We start from the raw sequence: 18827 nt of genomic DNA, 5'->3' as shown, positions 1-18827 counted from the left end.
AAACCTAATAATGCCCCAAAAGAAAAAGTCCGGTCCTTGGATTTGGATCGCTTTATTGATAGTTGCCGTGGCCTTGGGCTCTGGGTATTTGGTTTTTAAATTCCGACATCAAATTGACCGGAGGCTGGGTGATTTTACCCGAAAAACTCCTCCCTTTACCGAGTCTTTGAAGTTTGAGCACGTATTCTCCAATTTTCCGGAAGGGATTTTGGGAATTGATGTCTCCGAATATCAGGGGAGAATCAATTTTGCGGGGCTTCAACTTCAAATTCAAAACCGACGAATTGAGTTTATAGTGGTTCGAGCCACCATGGGAAAGGACGGGGTGGATGCCCGATTTCGACGAAACTGGGAAGGAATCCGTACCCTTCCAGTCAAGCGAGGAGCGTATCACTACTACCGCCCCAATGAAAACAGCACCCTTCAGGCCCAGAATTTTATCAAAACTGCCAATCTCAAAAGTGGGGATCTGATCCCTGTGCTCGATATCGAAAAGCACAGCACCATCCAATCCCAGGACAAGCTGCGTGAAGGGTTAAAAAACTGGCTCAAGATTGTGGAGTCACACTATGGCGTCAAACCTATGATTTACACCGGAGATCGGTTTTTCTGGGAAGTGCTGCATGAGAATGGGTTTGATGAATACCCCATTTGGGTAGCCAATTACAACCCGATCGTTGAACCTGAAACCGAGGATTGGACCATTTGGCAATTTTCTGAAAAAGGGAGCTTACCTGGAATTGGGGAGAAAATTGATTTGAATGTATTGACAGGGGGCAAGAGGCGGTTAGAAGAACTGTTGCTACCCTGACTCACCAAAACCGGCTTCACTTCAGGTTCAAGTTGTGGAGTCCCTTCTAGTTTTCCTTTCCCTAAAAAGGATCATTATTCAAAATGGATTGATGGATCCTGTGGAAGTGTTTGAGAAGATAATTTTTCACCTCATTATGCCACTGGATCAGATAGGCTAAAGAAAGCCTGTCGGGTATAAAGCAGGTTGCCCAATACTTTCCTTCAGGGTATATTCAAGCATCATCCCCGAAACTCCTGTTTATGAGCACAGTCTTGGTTTCCCTTTTGGTTCTACTGTCTTTTTTTCAACAATCGATTGAGAATAAACCGCCAAATATCCTTTTTCTGATCGCCGATGACTGGTCTTTTCCGCATGCCGGGATATATGGAGATGAACTGGTCAGAACACCCAACTTTGACCGAATGGCCAAGGAAGGAGCCCTCTTTTTGAATGCATATACGGCGTCTCCCTCGTGTTCGCCTTCCCGGGCGAGTATCCTCACCGGGAGATATCCGCATGAAAACGAAAGCGGAGGTAACCTTTGGCCGGAGTGGCCAGCCCAATATCCTACCTATGTGGGCTTGCTCGAAAAGGCTGGCTATTTTACAGGTTCCACACGTAAGGGCTGGGGACCTGGGGACTTCAAGGTATCAGGCATGGCACATAATCCTGCCGGGAAAAGCTACGCCGATTTTGAGACCTTCCTCAAGGACAGACCGGTCGGTAGTCCATTCACCTTTTGGTTTGGAAGTTCAGACCCGCACCGGGAATATGTGGCCAATACAGGAATTCAGTCGGGTATGAGATTGGAGGACGTGGTAGTTCCGGGGTTCTTCCCGGACAATGACTGCGTTCGAAATGACATTCTGGATTATTATTTTGAGATTGAGCGATTTGACAGGGAATGTGGGCAGTTGATCCGTAAACTGGAAGAGATCGGAGAGTTGGACAATACCATCATCGTGATCACCAGTGACAATGGAATGCCATTCCCACGTGCCAAGGCTAATTTATACGACTTTGGAACCCGTATGCCACTGGTAATCCGCTGGCCCCAAAAGATCAATCCCGGAACCGTGGTCAATGATTTTGTGAATTTTGTGGACTTTGCTCCAAGCTTTTTGGAGGCTGCCGGCCTTACACCTGAAAAGATGAGTGGACAGTCACTTTGGCCACTTTTGAACGGGGAAAAACAGCTCCGAAACCAGGTATTTCTGGAAAGAGAGCGGCATGCCAATGTGAGAAAAGGTAATCAGAGTTATCCCATGCGGGGCATCCGAAATCACCGGTTCCTCTACATCTGGAACCCCATGCCCGAGCGTGATCCAGCAGGTAATCCTTCAGTCCATCAGGCAGTGGGGCAATATGGCGATGTAGATCATTCCATCACCAAATTCCTGATAATGGCCATGGAAGGAAAAGTTTCCTCCGGAATGCCGGACTATTTTTCACTGGCCTTTGGTCAGCGGCCGGAAGAGGAATTGTATGATATTGAAAAAGACCCTTACCAACTTCGTAATCTGGCAGGAGATTCCTCATTTGCAAAAACAAAAAAGGAAATGAGGCAAGCCCTCTTGGAATGGATGAAAACCACCGGAGATCCGAGATTTGAAAATCCAAGGTCAACCTATTGGGATGAACTTAGGTACACGCCGGATTATCAGATGCAGGATATAGATTGGCAAAAGGAGATCAAGGACTACCGGGTCAAGCCTGCTGTTGGAACAGTGAAAGAGATTTTATGCCTGCCTGAAATACCTGCTGATCGATAGTTGGCTTCTCTAATAGGGGTTCTTTGGTGGGCTTTATTTCCTTCTATTTTGGTTGATGGTTGAATTCGAAATACGTTAACAGGAGTTCCGGTTTTGCAATCCGGAAAAAGGAGTGGTGTTTCTTTGGTGAGGTTTTTTTGGCTTTCGTTATGGTTATAGGTCGGATATCAAATCCGGCGACAGGAAAGAAAGGCTATAGCAACTGGTAATTCCGTAGCTACATGATTCTACGATATCCATCGGGAATCCCCCTGAAAACCTGTCAAAGGGGCTATGTCCCTTTTTGGGATAAAATGAATCAGGCGAAAGTATCTCAAAATCGAAAGCCCAGAAGAGTTGAAATCAAAAAATCAATCCTTCAAACCTAGTCCCTCATCCATTACTTCCCTGTTTTGATGTATTCAATCGCCCTCTCCAAAATAGGATCGCGGCCTGCAGCCATATCTTCCTGAGTCATGCTTACCCGAATATCCACAGGAACTCCTCCTTCGAAATTTAATCCATCCACCGTATATCCAATGGTTGAACTGTAATTGAAATACCATCCATTGGGCAAGTCATATCCTGCGGGCACTCCACTACCACCTCCCGTGTCGTCTCCCATTAGGATGGCGTTGGGAATCCCTTTGATATACGCGGCAAAATAGCTTCCAGCACTGTATACTTTTCGATTGGTAAGGACAACAATCCTTCCCTCAAAAGAGGGATTTTCTTTATCCGGATTCAGAAAAACCTCCTTTTCCTCAGAAAAGTCAGTTGGCCCTGATCCGTTTTTTTGTTGGTAGGAATAAATTTTAGTTCGCTCCTTGATCATGCGGGAGGCCATTCGTAGGCCATTGGCGGGATTTCCACCCTCATTATTTCGAATATCAATGATCACACCGGGAAGCCCTTTGAATCGGTTTAAGACAAAATTGAGTTCATCGTCCAAAATCGGGTAAGTAAAACTTCTGTAATGGATATAACCAACTCCTTCAATTTCCTGATTAAGAAGATATCCTGTTATCAAATATTTCCCCAGGTATTTTCTTTCCAAAACGTCAAAATTATAGTTGGCCGGGGCTTCGAGATAAGGCGAATACCTACTGATGTCAAAGGGAGTCCTTAGGTTGACATGTCCGTCTTTAAGGGTGTTGAGCATTTGGGCCATGACATCAAAAAGTTCCTGATTATCATTGGCCTGAAGAGCCAGCGGCCTGTAGATGGTTTGTACACTGTCCCAGTTGATCTTTTTATAGTCAAAAAAAGAATACCGATCCTTCATGGTTTGCCACAGGACATCAAAGTTATCCGCATTGGTGTTTTGCTTTTCTGAGTCGTAGAAGAGGTTTTCACATGCCGAAAAAGCCATCATCAGAGTAATGAAAAGAAGAGATATTGCCTTTTTCATTTCGTTCTCATTAAAAAGTTGATTCCTATCGTATGAGCAGCAGTCTGTACCTTACCTGGAACTTGGAATGAATAATATTCCCAGTTGTAGATTACCTGGATTTTATTTCCACTTGCAATGGGGAATTCGACAAAGTTGTCAAACTGAATTCGGGGGAAATTTCCCAACCAACTGACTGAGGTTTCAACAAATAAGCTCGACACAAAATCCTGTTCTTGATCCAAAAAGTCCGGGACTCCGGAAAAAGAGGGCCGGGTAATATAGCCGACAATGGGGAGTTTAACCCCAAAATTTCCAATCATAGGCTTTCCAAAAAGCTCGAATTGTCTTCGATAACGAGCTTCAGCCTGAAGATTTCCAGTGAATTCATAGTTAATCTGACTATTGTCCCAGCGGGGAGATATCCGCAATGAAATAACATTGGAAACAGAGGGACCAAGATAGAACTCACTTCTTTCTCCTTCTTTGATTTTGAACAGATAGCTGTAAGTAATTTCATTCCAATAGGAATCCACGCTTGGCTGAAGGTATCGGGAAAGGGGTTTTCCTTGCTCGAACTCATCGCTTTTGAGACTTCCGATGGTCCCTTCCAAAGCAAAATTTCTCAGCGTGTTGGCCTTAAACTTTTCCTTATTGATCATCAAATAGAACTGCGGCCCATTATACCTGACTTGGGTTACCAATTGATCTTGGAAACGTTGAAATCGGAGTCCCAGTGCTACTCCCCAAAAGGCAGTCTTTTCAAGAGTCTCGGAAGTCTGAGAAAAAGCTATCCCCTGAAAAAGAAAAAAGAGGCTTAGAAGGATGCTTTTTTTCATGCACTTTAAGAAGGTCGTGTGTGAATATTCAAGTTCAACAGATCAAAGGATATTGCCAAGTCTTCACGGATCCAAATATTCCAATTGGGAGTTTAATTTTTTCGATTGGGGAATATTGGTCAAAGGGTTTTGAATCCCCTCAGTTTTCAAAATAAATTCATTTCAAATTCAAAAACTCACTGACCTCCACATCTCCTTTCAGCACTTGAGCAGGCATGGGATTTTTGTTAGTGAACACTCGCAATTCATCCGAAGACAGTAAAGTCACAAAGCTTTCATCAAAGCCATCCTGATAGGGAATCCGCCCGGCATTGAGTCCCAGGTAATGTCCAAAGAAATTATATACCGCGGCCCGTTTGTTTTTACCATAATCATGTCGCTCACCAGCCAAGTGTACGTTGTCTGTCCGACTTTCTGCTTGATAGGCTGAATAAACTTTTTGTACATAAGGGAACTCGATCCGAGGATTATTTTTGGTCCAGTCGCCTCCGTCAGACACCAAAAGCAAAGGTCTTGGCGCAGCCAAAGCAGCGATCTCCACATTGTTGGTTTGATGGGTGGCGCTTTTGTGAATCGGCATCCCACTTTCGCAGGTACAGCCTCCAAAGAAGTAGGCCGAGACCATCACCACAGGAGCGGAAACGGTAATCCTCGGGTCCAGAGCTGTAATCAAAATCGTCTGAGTACCTCCACCGGATTCGCCAGTCACGCCGATTCGATCAGGATCCACATCCGGCCTGGAAATCAGGTAATCAATCACCCGTTGGGAATTATAAGTTTGAATGGTCAAGGCGATCGGAATTTTATGATCCACCTGCTTGGAATCCCCATAGCCGATCATATCATAGGCAAATACGACCGCCCCCATGCGCGCAAAGGCCGCACTCCTCTTTTGCATACTTTCCCCAAATCTCAGATCAGGACCATGCCCATGCACGCTGAGAATGGCAGGACTTTTTTGAAAAGGCACTGGATTGAGAGGCCGATAGAGATTGCCGGTGATGAAAAATCCGGGAAAGCTCTCTATTGCAATATTTTCAACGATGTAGCCATCCATTTCCCTTGTGCTGTGGATGATGGTGTTGAAAGAAGCTGTTCGAGCGGGCATTTGCTCAAGCTTCATCCCCTGTATGATGCCATTTCTAATGGTAGAAGCACGTTGTTCCCAATCCGTTTTGGTCGTCCAAGTAGAAGCGGTTTGTTTCATAAAAATAGCAGCTTCATCTTCCGTCCAATAAGCACCTTGGCAGAGCATGTTTTCTTGAGCGAATGCCATCGAAAACTGGAAAATGAGAAATACCGAAAGAGGAAGGATTGCTTTTTTCATTTGTTCTAGCGCTTAATCGAGGAGTAGCGTAGTTTCACTGGGTTCATACCCGATTCGATGAGACCTGACATAGATAGTGTTTGCATCTTTTACTTCAAAAGGCCCAGTGTAAACCTTCCAGGATTCTTTTTCAGAAAATCGGTAACCAATAGAGGCACTAGGATTAGAGCAAATCAGCTTTACTTTCCCGTTTTCAGATATAATCTGGGCATTAGGGGTTATTGGAGGAGTGTCCTTGCCTTTCCACCAGGTCCGAACCATTTCCATTTCATTGACAGCTCCCAGGTCGCCGTAATCAGCAATCCATTGTTCATGTGCACTTCGAAGCTCTTTGAGTTTATCAGAGTAAGCCGGATTATCTACCAGATTTTTGAATTCAAAGGGATCCGATTGGGTATCATAAAGCTCCTCCTGAGTCTTGGAAGGAGCAAACCAGCGGGCTTGCTCAGGGGTAAGCTTGCCCTCTTCATGCAGCTTCAAAAGATGGGGCATCAGGGGATTCTGGAGCCGAAAGCGGATATTCTGGTAGAAGGGCTTTTCGGGCATGTAGTTTCGGATGTATTTGAATCGGCCATCTGATACCGCTCTTACCCGATCATATTCGGAATCCATCCGATCCCGGGCAGCATAAATGTATTTTCTGGGAGTCTTGGATTTTTGCTCACCAAGAAATGCCTGGCCCTGTATGGATTCAGGAATCTTAACGCCTGCCAATGAAAGTAAAGTCGGCGCAAAATCCACAAAACTGACTAGCTCTTCATTTCGGGTTCCTGCTTGCAGAAAAGGGGCCTTGATCAACAAGGGAACCCGTAATCCCCGATCGTAGAGCTCCCGCTTGACATAGGGTAATCCGTCTCCATGATCCGAGTAGAAAAAGATGATTGTATTGTCATAAAGTCCATCTTCCTTCAGCTGGCGGATTACCTCTCCTACCTGATCGTCCATGGTCATGACATTGCTGATAAACCGGGCCATCACATAACGGCTCACTGAGTCGTCGGGGTAGTAAGGGGGAAGTTTCACTTTCGCAGGATCGACTTTTAGGGGTTCTTTTTCTCTAGCCCAAACTTGAGATTCATGCGTGGTGGTAAAGTTGAAAATGGAAAAAAAGGGCTGGTTTTTATCCGGTCTGTTGCGGTAATGGGCTTTGCCACTACTCTCGTCCCACATCGTCACCGGACTACGAAATTGGTAATCCTCTTTTGAATTGTTTGAGGTATAGTAGCCCGCTTCCCGTAAGAGTAAGGGGTAAGGTTTCATCCCTTCCGGCAAAACCGCAGAGTACCCTTTGAACCCTGGAGGATAATCATCTGAAGCCACGGCAGAAGCCGCCAAAGTTCGCATATGATGCGCCCCGATCGAAGTCTGATAAGCTCCTGTGATCAAAGCCGCCCGACTGGGAGCACATACGCCTGCAGTAGAGAAAGCATTCATGTATTGCACAGACTCTTTCGCCAAGGCATTCAGATTGGGAGTTTTCCCTCCTGTACCCCCGTACGTCTCTAAATGCTCCGGTGACATGTCCTCGCAAACAATCCAAACAATATTTGGCCGACTGGGATAACCGGATTCTTGGGAAGCAACTTCACTTATCCCAAAAAAACAGGAGAATAGACATCCAAGGGTCAAACAAAAGAGACTGACTTTCATAGTTATGAGTTTGGGCTAAACCAAAAGATACTCCTTTTCATCAAAAAATCTGTCGGGAGGAGATCGGAATCCTGGGAGGAAAAGAAATTTCAGTAAAAAATTTTAATGTGGTTTTTGAAAACATACAGGAATGAAAATTCATAAAAGTGAGCCCTGAAAAATTTTCTTTTGAATTCCTTATTCAATTCGTAAATTATTGACTTTCAATCCGAATTTCCTTTCATGGAGCAGTCCCCCAAAATCAACAGAAGAGAATTTCTAGGTTCAGCCGCAACAATTGCAGCTTCAATTTCGATCGTTCCATCCCACGTCATTGCAGGAACAGGTCATATTCCCCCATCAGACCAAATTACCATTGCCAACATTGGATGCGGAACTCAAGGATTACGGGAAATGGGTGAGCTCCTTTTAAATCCAAAAGTGAGGGTGTTGTCCGTGTGTGACGTCAATAAATTTTCGACAGATTACATCGATTGGTCGCCCTATGGAATCCGAAATGACATACGAAAAACCCTTGGGGACGAATCTTGGTGGGAAGGCAAACCCGGAATTCCAGGAGGTAGAGATATCGGTCAGGAGTATGTGGAAAAGTATTATGCCAAAAACAAACCCTCCGGAAGATATAAAGGCTGTGCGAGCTATGAGGATTATCGTGAGCTTTTTGCAAAAGAAAAGGGAATTGATGCAGTCAAAATCATGACTCCTGATCATACCCATGCCTCCATTGCATTGGCAGCGATGAACAAAAAAATCCACGTGGTGACCCATAAGCCCATTTCCAACCGGCTTCTTGAGGGAAGAAAAGTGATCCAAAAAGCCAAGGAATCCGGTGTGATCACCCACCTTTTGGCTTGGTCTGATCGCCCCGAATACCGACAAATCAAAGCTTGGATGGATGCTGGACTGATAGGGGAACTCCAGGAAATCCACAATTGGTCCTACCGGCCGGTTTGGCAGCAGTGGACCAAAAGACCAACCGAAACTCAGCCCATTCCTGATGGCTTCAATTGGGAGCTTTGGCTAGGCCCGGTACCTGAAATGCCCTATCACAAAACCTACACCCATAACGTCTTCCGGGGATGGTATGAGTTTGGCGGCGGATCTGTGGCGGATATGGGACACTACAGCCTCTTTCCACTTTTCGAAACATTGGGAATCAATCGCTCACCGGTTTCGGCTAGGGCCTTTGGTACGACCAGCCGAGAGGAAATCAACCAAGTCTATCAGTGGGTGAAAAATGACGTCGCTTTTCCTGCCAGCTGCACGATCAAGTGGAAATTTCCGGAACAGGAATCCCTTCCTGCTTTTGAGCTTTTCTGGTACGACGGAGGAATGAAACCTTTCGCCTGTGAGGAATTGGAGGAAGACGGAAAAGACACCCCGGAGGAAGGTCTCCTGATCGTAGGAACCAAAGGAAAAATCCTGGGAGGCTTCCGTGGTGAAAACCCGGTTTTGCTTCCTGAAAGCAAAGCCATACTTGGACGTGAATCCGAGCGGATCAATTCACGCGAAGTCGATCGCAAGAGTGATCAATGGGTGGATGCCATGCTGGAGGGCAGACAAACTCCCGGAAGTTTTATCCGGGCCCAGACCATTACCGATACCATCAACTTGGGAGCTATTGCCCTTCGGGCAAACAAAAGGGTTGATTTTGACCAAAACCTGCTGAAAATCATAAATGATGAATCGGCTAATCAATACCTTACCCGAGTCTATCGCCCAGGATGGGAGATTTGATTTTATCCCTCCAAAATGGGCATTGTAAGGTTTAACTAGAGTCATTCAAATTTTAAATTAACACAACCAAACCATATCACTTAACCATTAATCTTTTAAACTATGAGTAACAGAAGAGAATTTCTGAAAACAGCCGGCCTCGCCTCAGCAGCATTAAGCATTGGCCTTCCCCAAATGTCATTTTCTATGAAAAAAGAAGATTTGTTCAAAATCTCATTGGCAGAGTGGTCCCTAAACAGACCGCTTTTTGCAGGAAAAATGAACCATTTGGACTTTGCCATCGAAGCAAAAAAACACAAAATCGATGCGGTGGAGTATGTCAACCAGTTTTTCAAAGATAAGGCTACAGACAAAGCCTACCTTCAGGAAATGAAAACCCGTGCCGATGGAGAAGGAGTAACCTCGGTATTGATCATGATCGACGGAGAAGGACAACTCGGAGCTGCCAAACCTGAAGACAGACAGCAGACTGTGGAAAACCATAAAAAATGGGTTGAGGCGGCTAAATTCCTAGGGTGCCATGCGATCCGGGTAAACGCCTACACTGCAGTACCGTATAGTACCCACCCAGCATCTGAACAGGAAGCCATAGACGTGTGCAGCTCGACCTTGAGAAGAATTTGTGAATTTGCCGATGGCTTTGACATCAATGTGATGGTCGAAAACCATGGAGGATTTTCCAGCAATGCCAAATGGCTCGCAGAACTGATCAAGCAAACAGCTCATCCGAGAGCGGGGACTTTGCCCGACTTTGGAAATTTCAGAATGCATGCCGAGGGAGAAAAGGTATTCAGCTATGACTCTTACCGTGGTGTGGATGAACTGATGAAATATGCTAAAGGAGTCAGCCTAAAACCAACAGTTTGGGATGATTTTGGAAAAGAACATCAGCTGGATTATGAGCGCATGATGAAAATCGTAGTCGCCCACGGATTCAGAGGATATGTAGGCATTGAACATGGCGAAAAAGACCGGGAATGGGACAGCATCGATGAGATCCGAGCCAATCTCGACACCATCCGAAGAACACTTGAAAATGCTTAATCAAAATCCCGGGGCCGAAACCTCGGGATTTTTTCTTCCCAATCGTTTAATCTATTCTTCTTTGCTTTTCTGAAAGAGAACCGATAGTTCTGATTTTGCTTTTGGCGAAACCGAAAAGAGAAATGAGTTGAGAAATCAAAATTATTCCCAAGACGCTCATCTCCTATTCAAACTCTTTATTTAAGACCAAATTATAAAAAAGCTCCTTAGATCATCAAAGGAGCTTTATCCGGAGATTGCAGTTGGGCTAGCTCAAAATTTGTAACTTAGCATAACTTGGTAAAAGGGTTGTATTTGTATATTCCAATTTTCAACTCTTTCATACTCGACTATCCTTACAAATTCCTCTGGCTCGGGACTTTGAAGCTGGGTATAGTCTACATCTGTTGTTTGGAGCGAATAAACCCCTTGAAGACTGGACTCAACAGAGATCGCAAAATTCTTTCCCAATTCATGGTTATAGCCTATTATTCCGGATAGCCTTATCGTGGACTCCTCATATTTTGAAAACCCTTCTCGGGTACCGGGTCGGCTTGGTCCCCAAACAAGGTTTTCCTTAGCTCGTGAATAACCGATATCTCCACCTGCATATAAGGTTCCTTTGGAAAATACCTTTAAGTCCCGTTGGAGACCGCCAGCAACGAAAAAAGCACTTGTTTTTTGGTCTATTTCGGCAGCCCCATCAAAAAACGCTGAGTCCAGAAGTTCAAATTGCTCAAAACCGATCCGCATCCGAAGTTGAGTTTTCTTTTTTCCTTCGGGATTTAGCCAAAATCTCCCAAAAAGTGAATACGGGGGCAACTCATTCTGATCAATCAAGGATAAAGCGTCCAACCCGATCTCCCAGCGGGGTGATTTTTGAGCGACAGCTGCTTTTACTGAACCCCAGAAAAGGGCCAACGCAAGCAAGCCTATTTTCAACAGGTTTTTATTCGAGGAATTCATGCTATTCATCAAATTAATAGAGTCTTACTTTTCAATTTTAAGATTTTTCTGGGTGATGATTTTACCATTTTGGTAATAGACCACATACTGACCAACTGGAAGGTCATTGACAAGAACTGTTGTTTTGCCTACAATCTTTCCGGACTTCCTTAGATTACCATCAAGGTCATAGATGAAAAACATACCTTCATCAAGCTTTTTTCCTGTCTTTTGTTCATATTCCTCCACTCCGTCCAGACTAATCATGACTTCATGTGACGATGGATTGGGAGCTAATAGCAAACATAGTTCACAACCGGATCCTGGAGGACAAGAAACCGGATCCGAATAGAGATTTATTGTCTTCCACGCACTCCAACCGCAGCCATTATTCACCCTTGCAGAAATTGATGCGTCAACAAATTGGGAAGGAGTATAATTATTTATATTTATAACGAAGGAATTTGGAGTTGTGCTATTGTTATACGGAGTAGCATAGCCATTGGTAACTTGAATTTCGTAGGCGTAGTTTGGATTGAAGGGACCAATGTTAGCAACATATATCCCATTTGGACAAACATAAGGATACCCACCTACCTCATCAAATGGTTGGATTGATATATCAGAGGATTGTAAAGCTCCAGAGTATACAAATTTGGAAACTTCATAATTGCAGTTTCCAGAGACAGTGAATTTTAAGGTAGCCGGTCCAGGGTTGGAACCGGGGATTAAAAAAGCAGTAGACCCTGTACCAGATGCTATTACAACTCTGTTCGCCGGAGTGACCGTCCAGGAAATTGTGGAATTTGTTGGTGGGTTGTCAAGTGTATAAGTATTTCCTGATACACATATAGTTTCGGTTGGTGGCCCTGAGATAGTTCCTGAATTTAATGGCGTTATTGATTTTGAAGTAGAAACCACGCACCCGCCCGCAAGGATTATGTCGGCAGAAATAGTTTGAGACGTTGATCCTGATGGTATAATTACCCTTGTCCTTCCTGAACCTGACATTGTCCAACCAGGAGGTAAGTTCCAAACATAAGAACTTGGACTAACGCATGGCAAATCCGGAACAGAAGCTATAAATGCCACCCCACATCGAACTTCCGATGGGGTCGTTATCACAAATTCAGGAGTCCTTGTAATGGGAAGGACCCTTGGATTACTATAGTGTGGTGTTCCTCTACCTTCGGCATTAGTCCAAGCTCTCACTGAAACTGAACCTGTCGTATTGCTGCAATTCGGTGTAAAGCTTTGAGAAAAAGCATTTGCAGAAGTGAATAACCTAGGAGAACCATTGGAAACTGTACCATCAGAGAATTTCCACCCTGAAGGAATGGTCCATTCATAGCCTGATGCCGCCCTATTTACACCGTTAGGTATCTGCATTGGGGAGATACTATAGAGCCGAGCACCCGATTCACAAATAGGAATAGTAGACTCACCTGAGATCAGGCTAGGCGTTTCACCAGCTATGGACATCACCTGATACGAATTCAGAGATGTAAAAGATCAATTAAACAAAGAATTATCGCAGCTCCCCAACTGAATAGTGACTTTGGCATGTTGTGGCCCTATGGTTTTCCCGCTGCCCCAAGTGACTGTAACTGCATCCAGCCCCGAGGTGAGGGTAGCAATAGCACCCGAATTTCCCACTACACTGGCAGACCTCGCGGAACAGAATGGCGTAATTACAGAACTTGACCCAACCCGATATCCCAAAGCGAAGGTAGTCTGCTCTCCAAACCAAAATGGAGAAGTACCGAACGGGGTAAAGGTAACCTGTTGACCCCAAGAGGAAAAGGAAGTAAAAACTAAGTTTATAAACAATAAAAATTGAATAAGGTTTTTCATGTTATCGAATGGTTATTGTCAAAACAATTTGGTAAAAGGGGTTTGCACCAGCTATAAATTTTTTGGAGCTATTTTGTGCTATGTTGTTAATACTTCCATCTAAGAATATAGCAGAGTATTGATAACTGGAAGAAGATTGTCTGATATAAAGGGCGGACTCAAATGATAGTGCAATATTTCCTTTGAACTTCCTACTAAATCCAACAAAACCTGAAATACTAGTTGAAATATTGGTATTGTCATTGATAGTTTCAATTCCAGCTAGTTCAATAACTTCGTCACCATATGTCAAAAATTGGAGATCATTTAGCCTCTGATGGACAATGTCTGCTCCATAATAAAAAGAAGTTACTGGTGTTGTGTAAATATCCTTTTGAAAGCCAATCGTCGCTAAAAGATTTTGCTTTCTGAACTCTTGGTAAGTGTAAAATTCTTTAGTGGTATTTGTGGTGTTGTTGGTTGTCTGGTATCCCAATCTTGACCTTAAAAACGCTGGTTTTTCCCCGCTTGGATTGATCCAATACCTACCAAAAAGAGAATAGGCGGGAAGCGAATTCTTGTCAAAAAGAGAAAGAACATCCAAACCCACCTCCAATCGGGAGGAATTTGGGTTTTGTTGGGCAGTTAAAGGAAGGGCCAATAAACAGCACCAAAGAATTAATAATTTGAGTTTCATATTCGAGACTAACGCTTAATCAATTATTTTACCTATACATTTATCTATTTTACTAAGATTCATTTTTTCTGATCCCGAAACAGGGAGATACATCCTCAAGATTTTCTTTGTTTTTCATTCCTTGCCCAAAACCTTCCAAAGATCATTCTTTAAAAAATAGCCGTAAATACCCTATTTAGGGTATATTTTAGGATTTTCGTTAATTTTTTGAACCCTAGACTGCATCCAAATTAAGCATTGGAAGGAACGTTTGTCACTAATTGAAATCAGGTTTTTGCCCGGCTTAGATCTGATTCCCATGTAGGTCTGCTTTTTCCGTTTCGTCATATCTCTTACTTTTGATCCATGCCCCAGCAACTCGGCCAACTTTCCCTCCTTGTCAGAGATTACGATGAAGCAATTCGCTATTACACCGAGGTATTGGATTTTGAACTCCTGGAGGATACAAAGATGAGCGAAACCAAACGTTGGGTGAGAGTTTCACCTCCGGGTTCGACCTGCCACCTTCTTCTCGCGAAAGCCGCCAACGAACCACAGGAAAAACAGATCGGCCTTCAGGCCGGTGGTCGGGTATTCCTTTTTCTTTACACCGATGATTTTTGGAGAGACTATAACAAATACACTTCCCGTGGGGTGGAGTTTATCCGGGAACCTGCCCAAGAGGCCTATGGCACAGTTTCCGTCTTCAAAGATCTATATGGAAATTTGTGGGACCTGATCGAGCCGAAGCAATGAGTAATAACCAATTGATAATAAATTGTGAGCAGTAACCAATAATCAATTCTCAATAACTCTTTTCCTTTGGAACACCAACCCAAAAATCCCCTTCACGGACTTCGACTTGACACCATTTTGGAGCAATTGGTAGCGCACTATGGTTGGAAAGAACTCGGAGAGCGCATTACTATCCGTTGCTTCACCCACGATCCCTCGATCAAGTCGAGCCTTACTTTTCTGCGAAAAACCCCCTGGGCCCGAGAACGGGTGGAAGGATTGTATCTGAAAATGTTGAGGGATTTAAACAAAGAATTAAAACACAACTGATTTCAATTGGAAATATTTTTACCCAATTCAACAACGAAAAAAGCCCGAATCGACGATCCGGGCTTTTCATTTTATGGTTTGTGGTTAAAATTATACGTAGTTATTAAGCATCACCGGCATTACCAACATCAGGATATCTTCGTTGGCGTCCTGCTCAGCAGGAAGGATCAAACCTGCTCTATTGGGTGCACTAAATCTCAGACTTACTTCTTTGCAAGAGAGGTTGTTCAGCATCTCCACTAGGAATTTGGCATTGAAGCCGATTTCGATGTCCTCACCTTCGTGATCGCAGGACAATCTTTCATTCGCCTCATTGGAGAAATCCAAATCTTCAGCTGAAATCATCAATTCGCTACCGGTCAGTTTCAATCTTACCTGATGGGTGGTCTTGTTGGCATAGATCGCGATACGTCTGAGTGATCCCAGCAACTCCAATCGATCGATGTTCATTCGGTTTGGATTGTCCACCGGGATGACGTTTTCATAATCCGGGAACCGCTCGTCGATCAGACGGCAGATCATTTTGATGTTGTTAAACTTGAAGTAAGCGTTGGACTGATTGAACTCCACAGTCACTGGCACGTTTTCGGAAGGCAAAGTGGACTTCAACAGGTTCAGCGCTTTTCTTGGAATAATCAGACTGGCACCGTTTGGAGAAGCCACGTCCACTCTTCGGTACCGGATCAGTCTGTGACCGTCAGTCGCTACAAAAGTCGTATTGGTCGCGCTCAGGTTGATGTAAACCCCAGTCATAGCAGGTCGGAGTTCGTCGGAACTCGTTGCAAAAATGGTATTGGAGATGGCAGAAGAAAGCACTTCAGTAGACATATCCACCGTGGTGGCATTGTTTACAGTCGGGATTTTAGGGAAGTCAGTAGCATTCTCACCTGCCAATCGGTAACGACCGTTGTCCGAGCTGATTTCCACGGCATAGGTATCGTGGTCAATGCTGAAAGTCACCGGCTGCTCCGGAAGGTTTTTCAGCGTTTCGATCAGAATTCGTGCAGGTACTGCAATATTTCCATCCTCCTTTGCCTCCACATGAAGCTGAGTCATCATGGACGTCTGCAAATCAGAAGCTGTAATGGTCAAAACAGAGTCTTTGATCTCAAAAAGGAAGTTTTCCAAAATGGGAACCACCGGATTGGTAGTCACGACACCGTTGATGGCCGAAAGCTGCTTCAGCAAAGCAGAAGAGGAAACAATAAATTTCATATAGTAGGGCTTAGTATTAGTTTAAATCCAATGGGGTAAATTTATAAATAAAATGCTAATTCGAGGGGTCAGAAATGGCTTTCCCGAAAATTTTCTAGGGTTAGTTTTTCTGGCTAATCAGCCTGTTTTTTTTGAATATCGAATCTTCCTGAAATAAACAATAACCCCTCCTAAAATGCTCAAAATCAGAACAGGAAGCACCACGTTTACTCCTTGCCAATAGCTTTTTTGAGCTGCAATCTTCACTTTGTCCAACGGGCGTATTTGCAAAGTCCGGTTACGAGCAGCGATGATTCCTTCCGGATCACTGAGGTATTGGACCAGATTCTGAAGTAACTGCTTGTTGGCATAGGTCGTCTGGGCAAAAGGATCCTCTCCTAAAATCAAGGGTTGTTTGCCTTCCAGGTTAAGTTGGCTTTGGAAGACCGAACCATCACCAAAAACCACCACTTTTCCGCTTCCGCTTTCTTTAAAATCAGCTTTGGAGAATCCATCGGGAATAAATCGGTTTTTAAAAAGGGAGGTAAATTCTCCTTCGAGCAAATATGCCAAAGGCAGATTTTTCAGGCCAAATTCTTCGACATTAGGTTCCTGCTCAATTTCCGAAAAAGCCACCCGTGCTGGAGCAGGCAAAATCCGCTCATACTCCGATCCGAAAATAAGAGGAGTCTTGATTACTCCTTCTGCCAAAACGGTATCCAGGCTGCTGGCAAATCGGAAATTGACCTGATCCAAGGCTTTGGTAATCGGATGTGGATTTACCCTTCCTGCATTGAAATAGAACGGCCAAGGCAGCGGTACAATTTGCTCCTGATTCCCAAAATTCCCACCCATCACCGGGATATAGCTGAAATTCAAATCCTGAATCAGGTCTTTGTTGATCCGGATCCCGTAGCGGAAAAGCAAGCGGTCCAGTTCATTTTCCAATGGAAAAGAGAAAGTACCTTCTCCCCCTGCCTGTGTCATATCCACATCAACTCCTTCTGCTGCGACTACGAGATTCCCTCCTTGAAGCACATATTGATCCAGTAAGTATAGCTCACGCTCCGTGTAGCTTTGCTTTGGCCCCAAAATAAAAATCGTGGAAAATGAGCTGAGATCCTGGACAGTCTTGGCTTGATCCATTGGAACCTTGAAGACTTCATAGTTGCCGTCCAGTGCTTCTACCACCCCAAACCCTTCATCCTCGGAAAGCTCCCCGTGTCCGATAATCATGGCAATTGCACCCTTTTCAGGATTCACCAATTTTCGGATCGCATTGCTGAGTTCAAACTCCAGATTTTCGATCGAAGTATTCAAAATTTGATCAGGGGACATTCCCCGTTCCCCTTTTAAAACCAAAGCTCCGGTTTCAAATTCATCGTCACTGACCAAAACTCCAGGAAAAATCAACTGGGCATTTTGGCCGGAATTCTGATTGACAAAGAGGTTAGTCGGATTGATCCCATAATCCGCCAAAGTGTAAATGAAATCTTCCTGTAGGGAATCCACGACCGTGAGTGGATCGAAATAGGATACGGTTATTTTTTCCGCCGAGTAGGCATTGAAGGTTCGGACAGTTTCCTCAATGGATTTCTGCAGGCGGCGCATGCCTCCCGGAAGATTTTCTCCAGTCAACAAAATATCCACATGAAGCGGGCGATCGATGGTTTCCAAGAGTTCCTTGGTGGCGGGATGCAGCGAAAAGCGCTTTTCTTCGGTGAGATCGATCCGGAAACGGAGAAACTGACCCAGCAAAACAAAACCTGTCAGCCCAAGTATCAGGATCAAAAATGGCTTGGCGGTATGGATTCCGATTTTTTTCATTTATTTCTCAATGCCAATACTGATCCTCCCAAAAACACCCAAATCATCCCCAAAAGGAAAAATAAATCCCGGCTGTCCACCACCCCGCGACTGAGGCTGTTGTAGTGGTAACTCAGACTCAATTCTTCCACGAGGTAGGAAACTTCCCCGGTCAGCAATTCTGCCAAAGCCGTAAATCCAAAATACAGGACAAAGCAAAGAAACACACCCAAGACAAAAGCGACCACTTGTTGCGAAGTCAATGCGCTGGCAAAAAGTCCAACCGCTGCAAAAGCTGCTCCGATCATCAGCAAACCAATCCAACTTCCAAAAAAACCTGCCAAATCCAGATTTCCCACCGGATCTCCCAGTTGAACAATACTGTAGGCATACAACAACGTGGGTAAAACTGCCAGAAAAACCAAGGCTAATAGAGCCAGGTATTTAGCCAGGATAATCTGAATCAAGGAAAGCGGAGCAGTCCGAAGCAATTCCCAGGTTCCGGTCTTCCGCTCCTCGGAAATTGCCCGCATGGAAATCGCGGGAACCAAAAACGTGAATACATAAGGCGTATAGGAAAAGAGTGCCTCCAAATCCGCAAAACCATACTCCAACACCGAACTCTCCGGAAAAACCCACACGATCAACCCCAAGGCAACCAGAAACAAGGCCAAAACCAGGTAGCCGGTCAAGCTCCCAAAAAAGGCATTGATCTCTTTCAAAAACAGGCTTTTCATCTGGTTAAGATTTGATTATCAATGGTCAGATGGAATCTTGCATCTTTGAATTTCACAAAGT

Annotated in this window: 17 protein-coding genes; 6 read left to right on the top strand and 11 right to left on the bottom strand. The window is 44.4% G+C overall.

Features of this window, described 5'->3' with window-relative positions:
• Window positions 1-10: 10 nt before the first annotated feature.
• A complete protein-coding gene (locus D0X99_RS03500; protein WP_119476239.1) occupies window positions 11-811 on the top strand; it encodes a glycoside hydrolase family 25 protein in 801 nt (266 codons plus the stop codon).
• 242 nt (window positions 812-1053) lie between these two features.
• Complete coding sequence (locus tag D0X99_RS03495; protein ID WP_119476238.1) at window positions 1054-2565, top strand: sulfatase family protein; 1512 nt, start codon at window positions 1054-1056, stop codon at window positions 2563-2565.
• A gap of 379 nt (window positions 2566-2944) precedes the next feature.
• On the opposite strand, the gene D0X99_RS03490 is transcribed toward D0X99_RS03495, so the two are convergent.
• The 4 genes from D0X99_RS03490 to D0X99_RS03475 all read right to left on the bottom strand — a co-directional run bounded on the left by D0X99_RS03490 (window position 2945) and on the right by D0X99_RS03475 (window position 7750).
• On the bottom strand, window positions 2945-3955 hold the full coding sequence (locus D0X99_RS03490; RefSeq protein ID WP_119476237.1) for a S41 family peptidase: 1011 nt from the start codon (window positions 3953-3955) through the stop codon (window positions 2945-2947).
• Complete coding sequence (locus D0X99_RS03485) at window positions 3952-4773, bottom strand: hypothetical protein (protein WP_119476236.1); 822 nt, start codon at window positions 4771-4773, stop codon at window positions 3952-3954. The genes D0X99_RS03490 and D0X99_RS03485 overlap by 4 nt, the downstream gene beginning before the upstream one ends.
• Before the next feature lie 157 nt (window positions 4774-4930).
• A complete protein-coding gene (locus D0X99_RS03480) occupies window positions 4931-6100 on the bottom strand; it encodes an alpha/beta hydrolase family protein (protein ID WP_119476235.1) in 1170 nt (389 codons plus the stop codon).
• Window positions 6101-6112: 12 nt separating this feature from the next.
• Window positions 6113-7750, bottom strand: coding sequence for a sulfatase-like hydrolase/transferase (locus D0X99_RS03475; RefSeq protein ID WP_119476234.1), 1638 nt, complete (start codon window positions 7748-7750; stop codon window positions 6113-6115).
• 222 nt (window positions 7751-7972) lie between these two features.
• Here D0X99_RS03475 and D0X99_RS03470 point away from each other — a divergent pair, with 222 nt between their 5' ends.
• Together D0X99_RS03470 and D0X99_RS03465 are read left to right on the top strand one after the other, a co-directional pair.
• Window positions 7973-9487: a Gfo/Idh/MocA family protein gene (locus tag D0X99_RS03470; RefSeq protein WP_119476233.1), complete on the top strand. Its 1515-nt coding sequence runs from the start codon at window positions 7973-7975 to the stop codon at window positions 9485-9487.
• A 102-nt stretch (window positions 9488-9589) separates the two neighbouring features.
• Window positions 9590-10531: a sugar phosphate isomerase/epimerase family protein gene (locus D0X99_RS03465; RefSeq protein WP_119476232.1), complete on the top strand. Its 942-nt coding sequence runs from the start codon at window positions 9590-9592 to the stop codon at window positions 10529-10531.
• Between the two features lie 252 nt (window positions 10532-10783).
• On the opposite strand, the gene D0X99_RS03460 is transcribed toward D0X99_RS03465, so the two are convergent.
• The 4 genes from D0X99_RS03460 to D0X99_RS03445 are packed head-to-tail and all read right to left on the bottom strand — an operon-like array spanning window position 10784 to window position 13985.
• Entirely contained in the window at window positions 10784-11476 is a 693-nt protein-coding gene (locus tag D0X99_RS03460) for a hypothetical protein (protein WP_119476231.1), read from the bottom strand.
• 24 nt (window positions 11477-11500) lie between these two features.
• Window positions 11501-12937 carry a toxin-antitoxin system YwqK family antitoxin gene (locus D0X99_RS20340; RefSeq protein ID WP_158587672.1) on the bottom strand — a complete coding sequence of 479 codons (1437 nt, stop codon included), beginning with the start codon at window positions 12935-12937 and terminating at the stop codon, window positions 11501-11503.
• Between the two features lie 30 nt (window positions 12938-12967).
• The gene (locus tag D0X99_RS03450) at window positions 12968-13309 is read right to left on the bottom strand and encodes a hypothetical protein (protein ID WP_119476229.1); all 342 of its coding nucleotides are present in this window, start codon (window positions 13307-13309) and stop codon (window positions 12968-12970) included.
• A gap of 1 nt (window position 13310) precedes the next feature.
• Window positions 13311-13985 carry a hypothetical protein gene (locus tag D0X99_RS03445; protein WP_147392180.1) on the bottom strand — a complete coding sequence of 225 codons (675 nt, stop codon included), beginning with the start codon at window positions 13983-13985 and terminating at the stop codon, window positions 13311-13313.
• A 345-nt stretch (window positions 13986-14330) separates the two neighbouring features.
• Here D0X99_RS03445 and D0X99_RS03440 point away from each other — a divergent pair, with 345 nt between their 5' ends.
• Window positions 14331-14720, top strand: a complete 390-nt coding sequence (locus tag D0X99_RS03440; protein WP_119476227.1) for a VOC family protein — start codon at window positions 14331-14333, stop codon at window positions 14718-14720.
• A 66-nt stretch (window positions 14721-14786) separates the two neighbouring features.
• Entirely contained in the window at window positions 14787-15029 is a 243-nt protein-coding gene (locus D0X99_RS03435; protein WP_119476226.1) for a VF530 family protein, read from the top strand.
• A 90-nt stretch (window positions 15030-15119) separates the two neighbouring features.
• Here the strand turns inward: D0X99_RS03435 and dnaN are convergent, their stop codons facing one another.
• The 3 genes from dnaN to gldF form a co-directional block, all read right to left on the bottom strand.
• Window positions 15120-16244 (bottom strand): DNA polymerase III subunit beta, encoded by a 1125-nt coding sequence (gene dnaN, locus D0X99_RS03430; RefSeq protein ID WP_119476225.1) that lies wholly within the window; start codon window positions 16242-16244, stop codon window positions 15120-15122.
• A gap of 117 nt (window positions 16245-16361) precedes the next feature.
• The gene (gene gldG / locus D0X99_RS03425; RefSeq protein WP_119476224.1) at window positions 16362-18050 is read right to left on the bottom strand and encodes a gliding motility-associated ABC transporter substrate-binding protein GldG; all 1689 of its coding nucleotides are present in this window, start codon (window positions 18048-18050) and stop codon (window positions 16362-16364) included.
• Window positions 18047-18766 carry a gliding motility-associated ABC transporter permease subunit GldF gene (gldF, locus tag D0X99_RS03420; RefSeq protein ID WP_119476223.1) on the bottom strand — a complete coding sequence of 240 codons (720 nt, stop codon included), beginning with the start codon at window positions 18764-18766 and terminating at the stop codon, window positions 18047-18049. Before gldF ends, gldG begins: the two co-directional genes overlap by 4 nt.
• Window positions 18767-18827 lie beyond the last annotated feature (61 nt).

It is taken from the genome of Algoriphagus lacus (assembly GCF_003583985.1).
Lineage (GTDB): Bacteria > Bacteroidota > Bacteroidia > Cytophagales > Cyclobacteriaceae > Algoriphagus > Algoriphagus lacus.
This window is presented reverse-complemented; position numbering and strand designations above follow the sequence as displayed.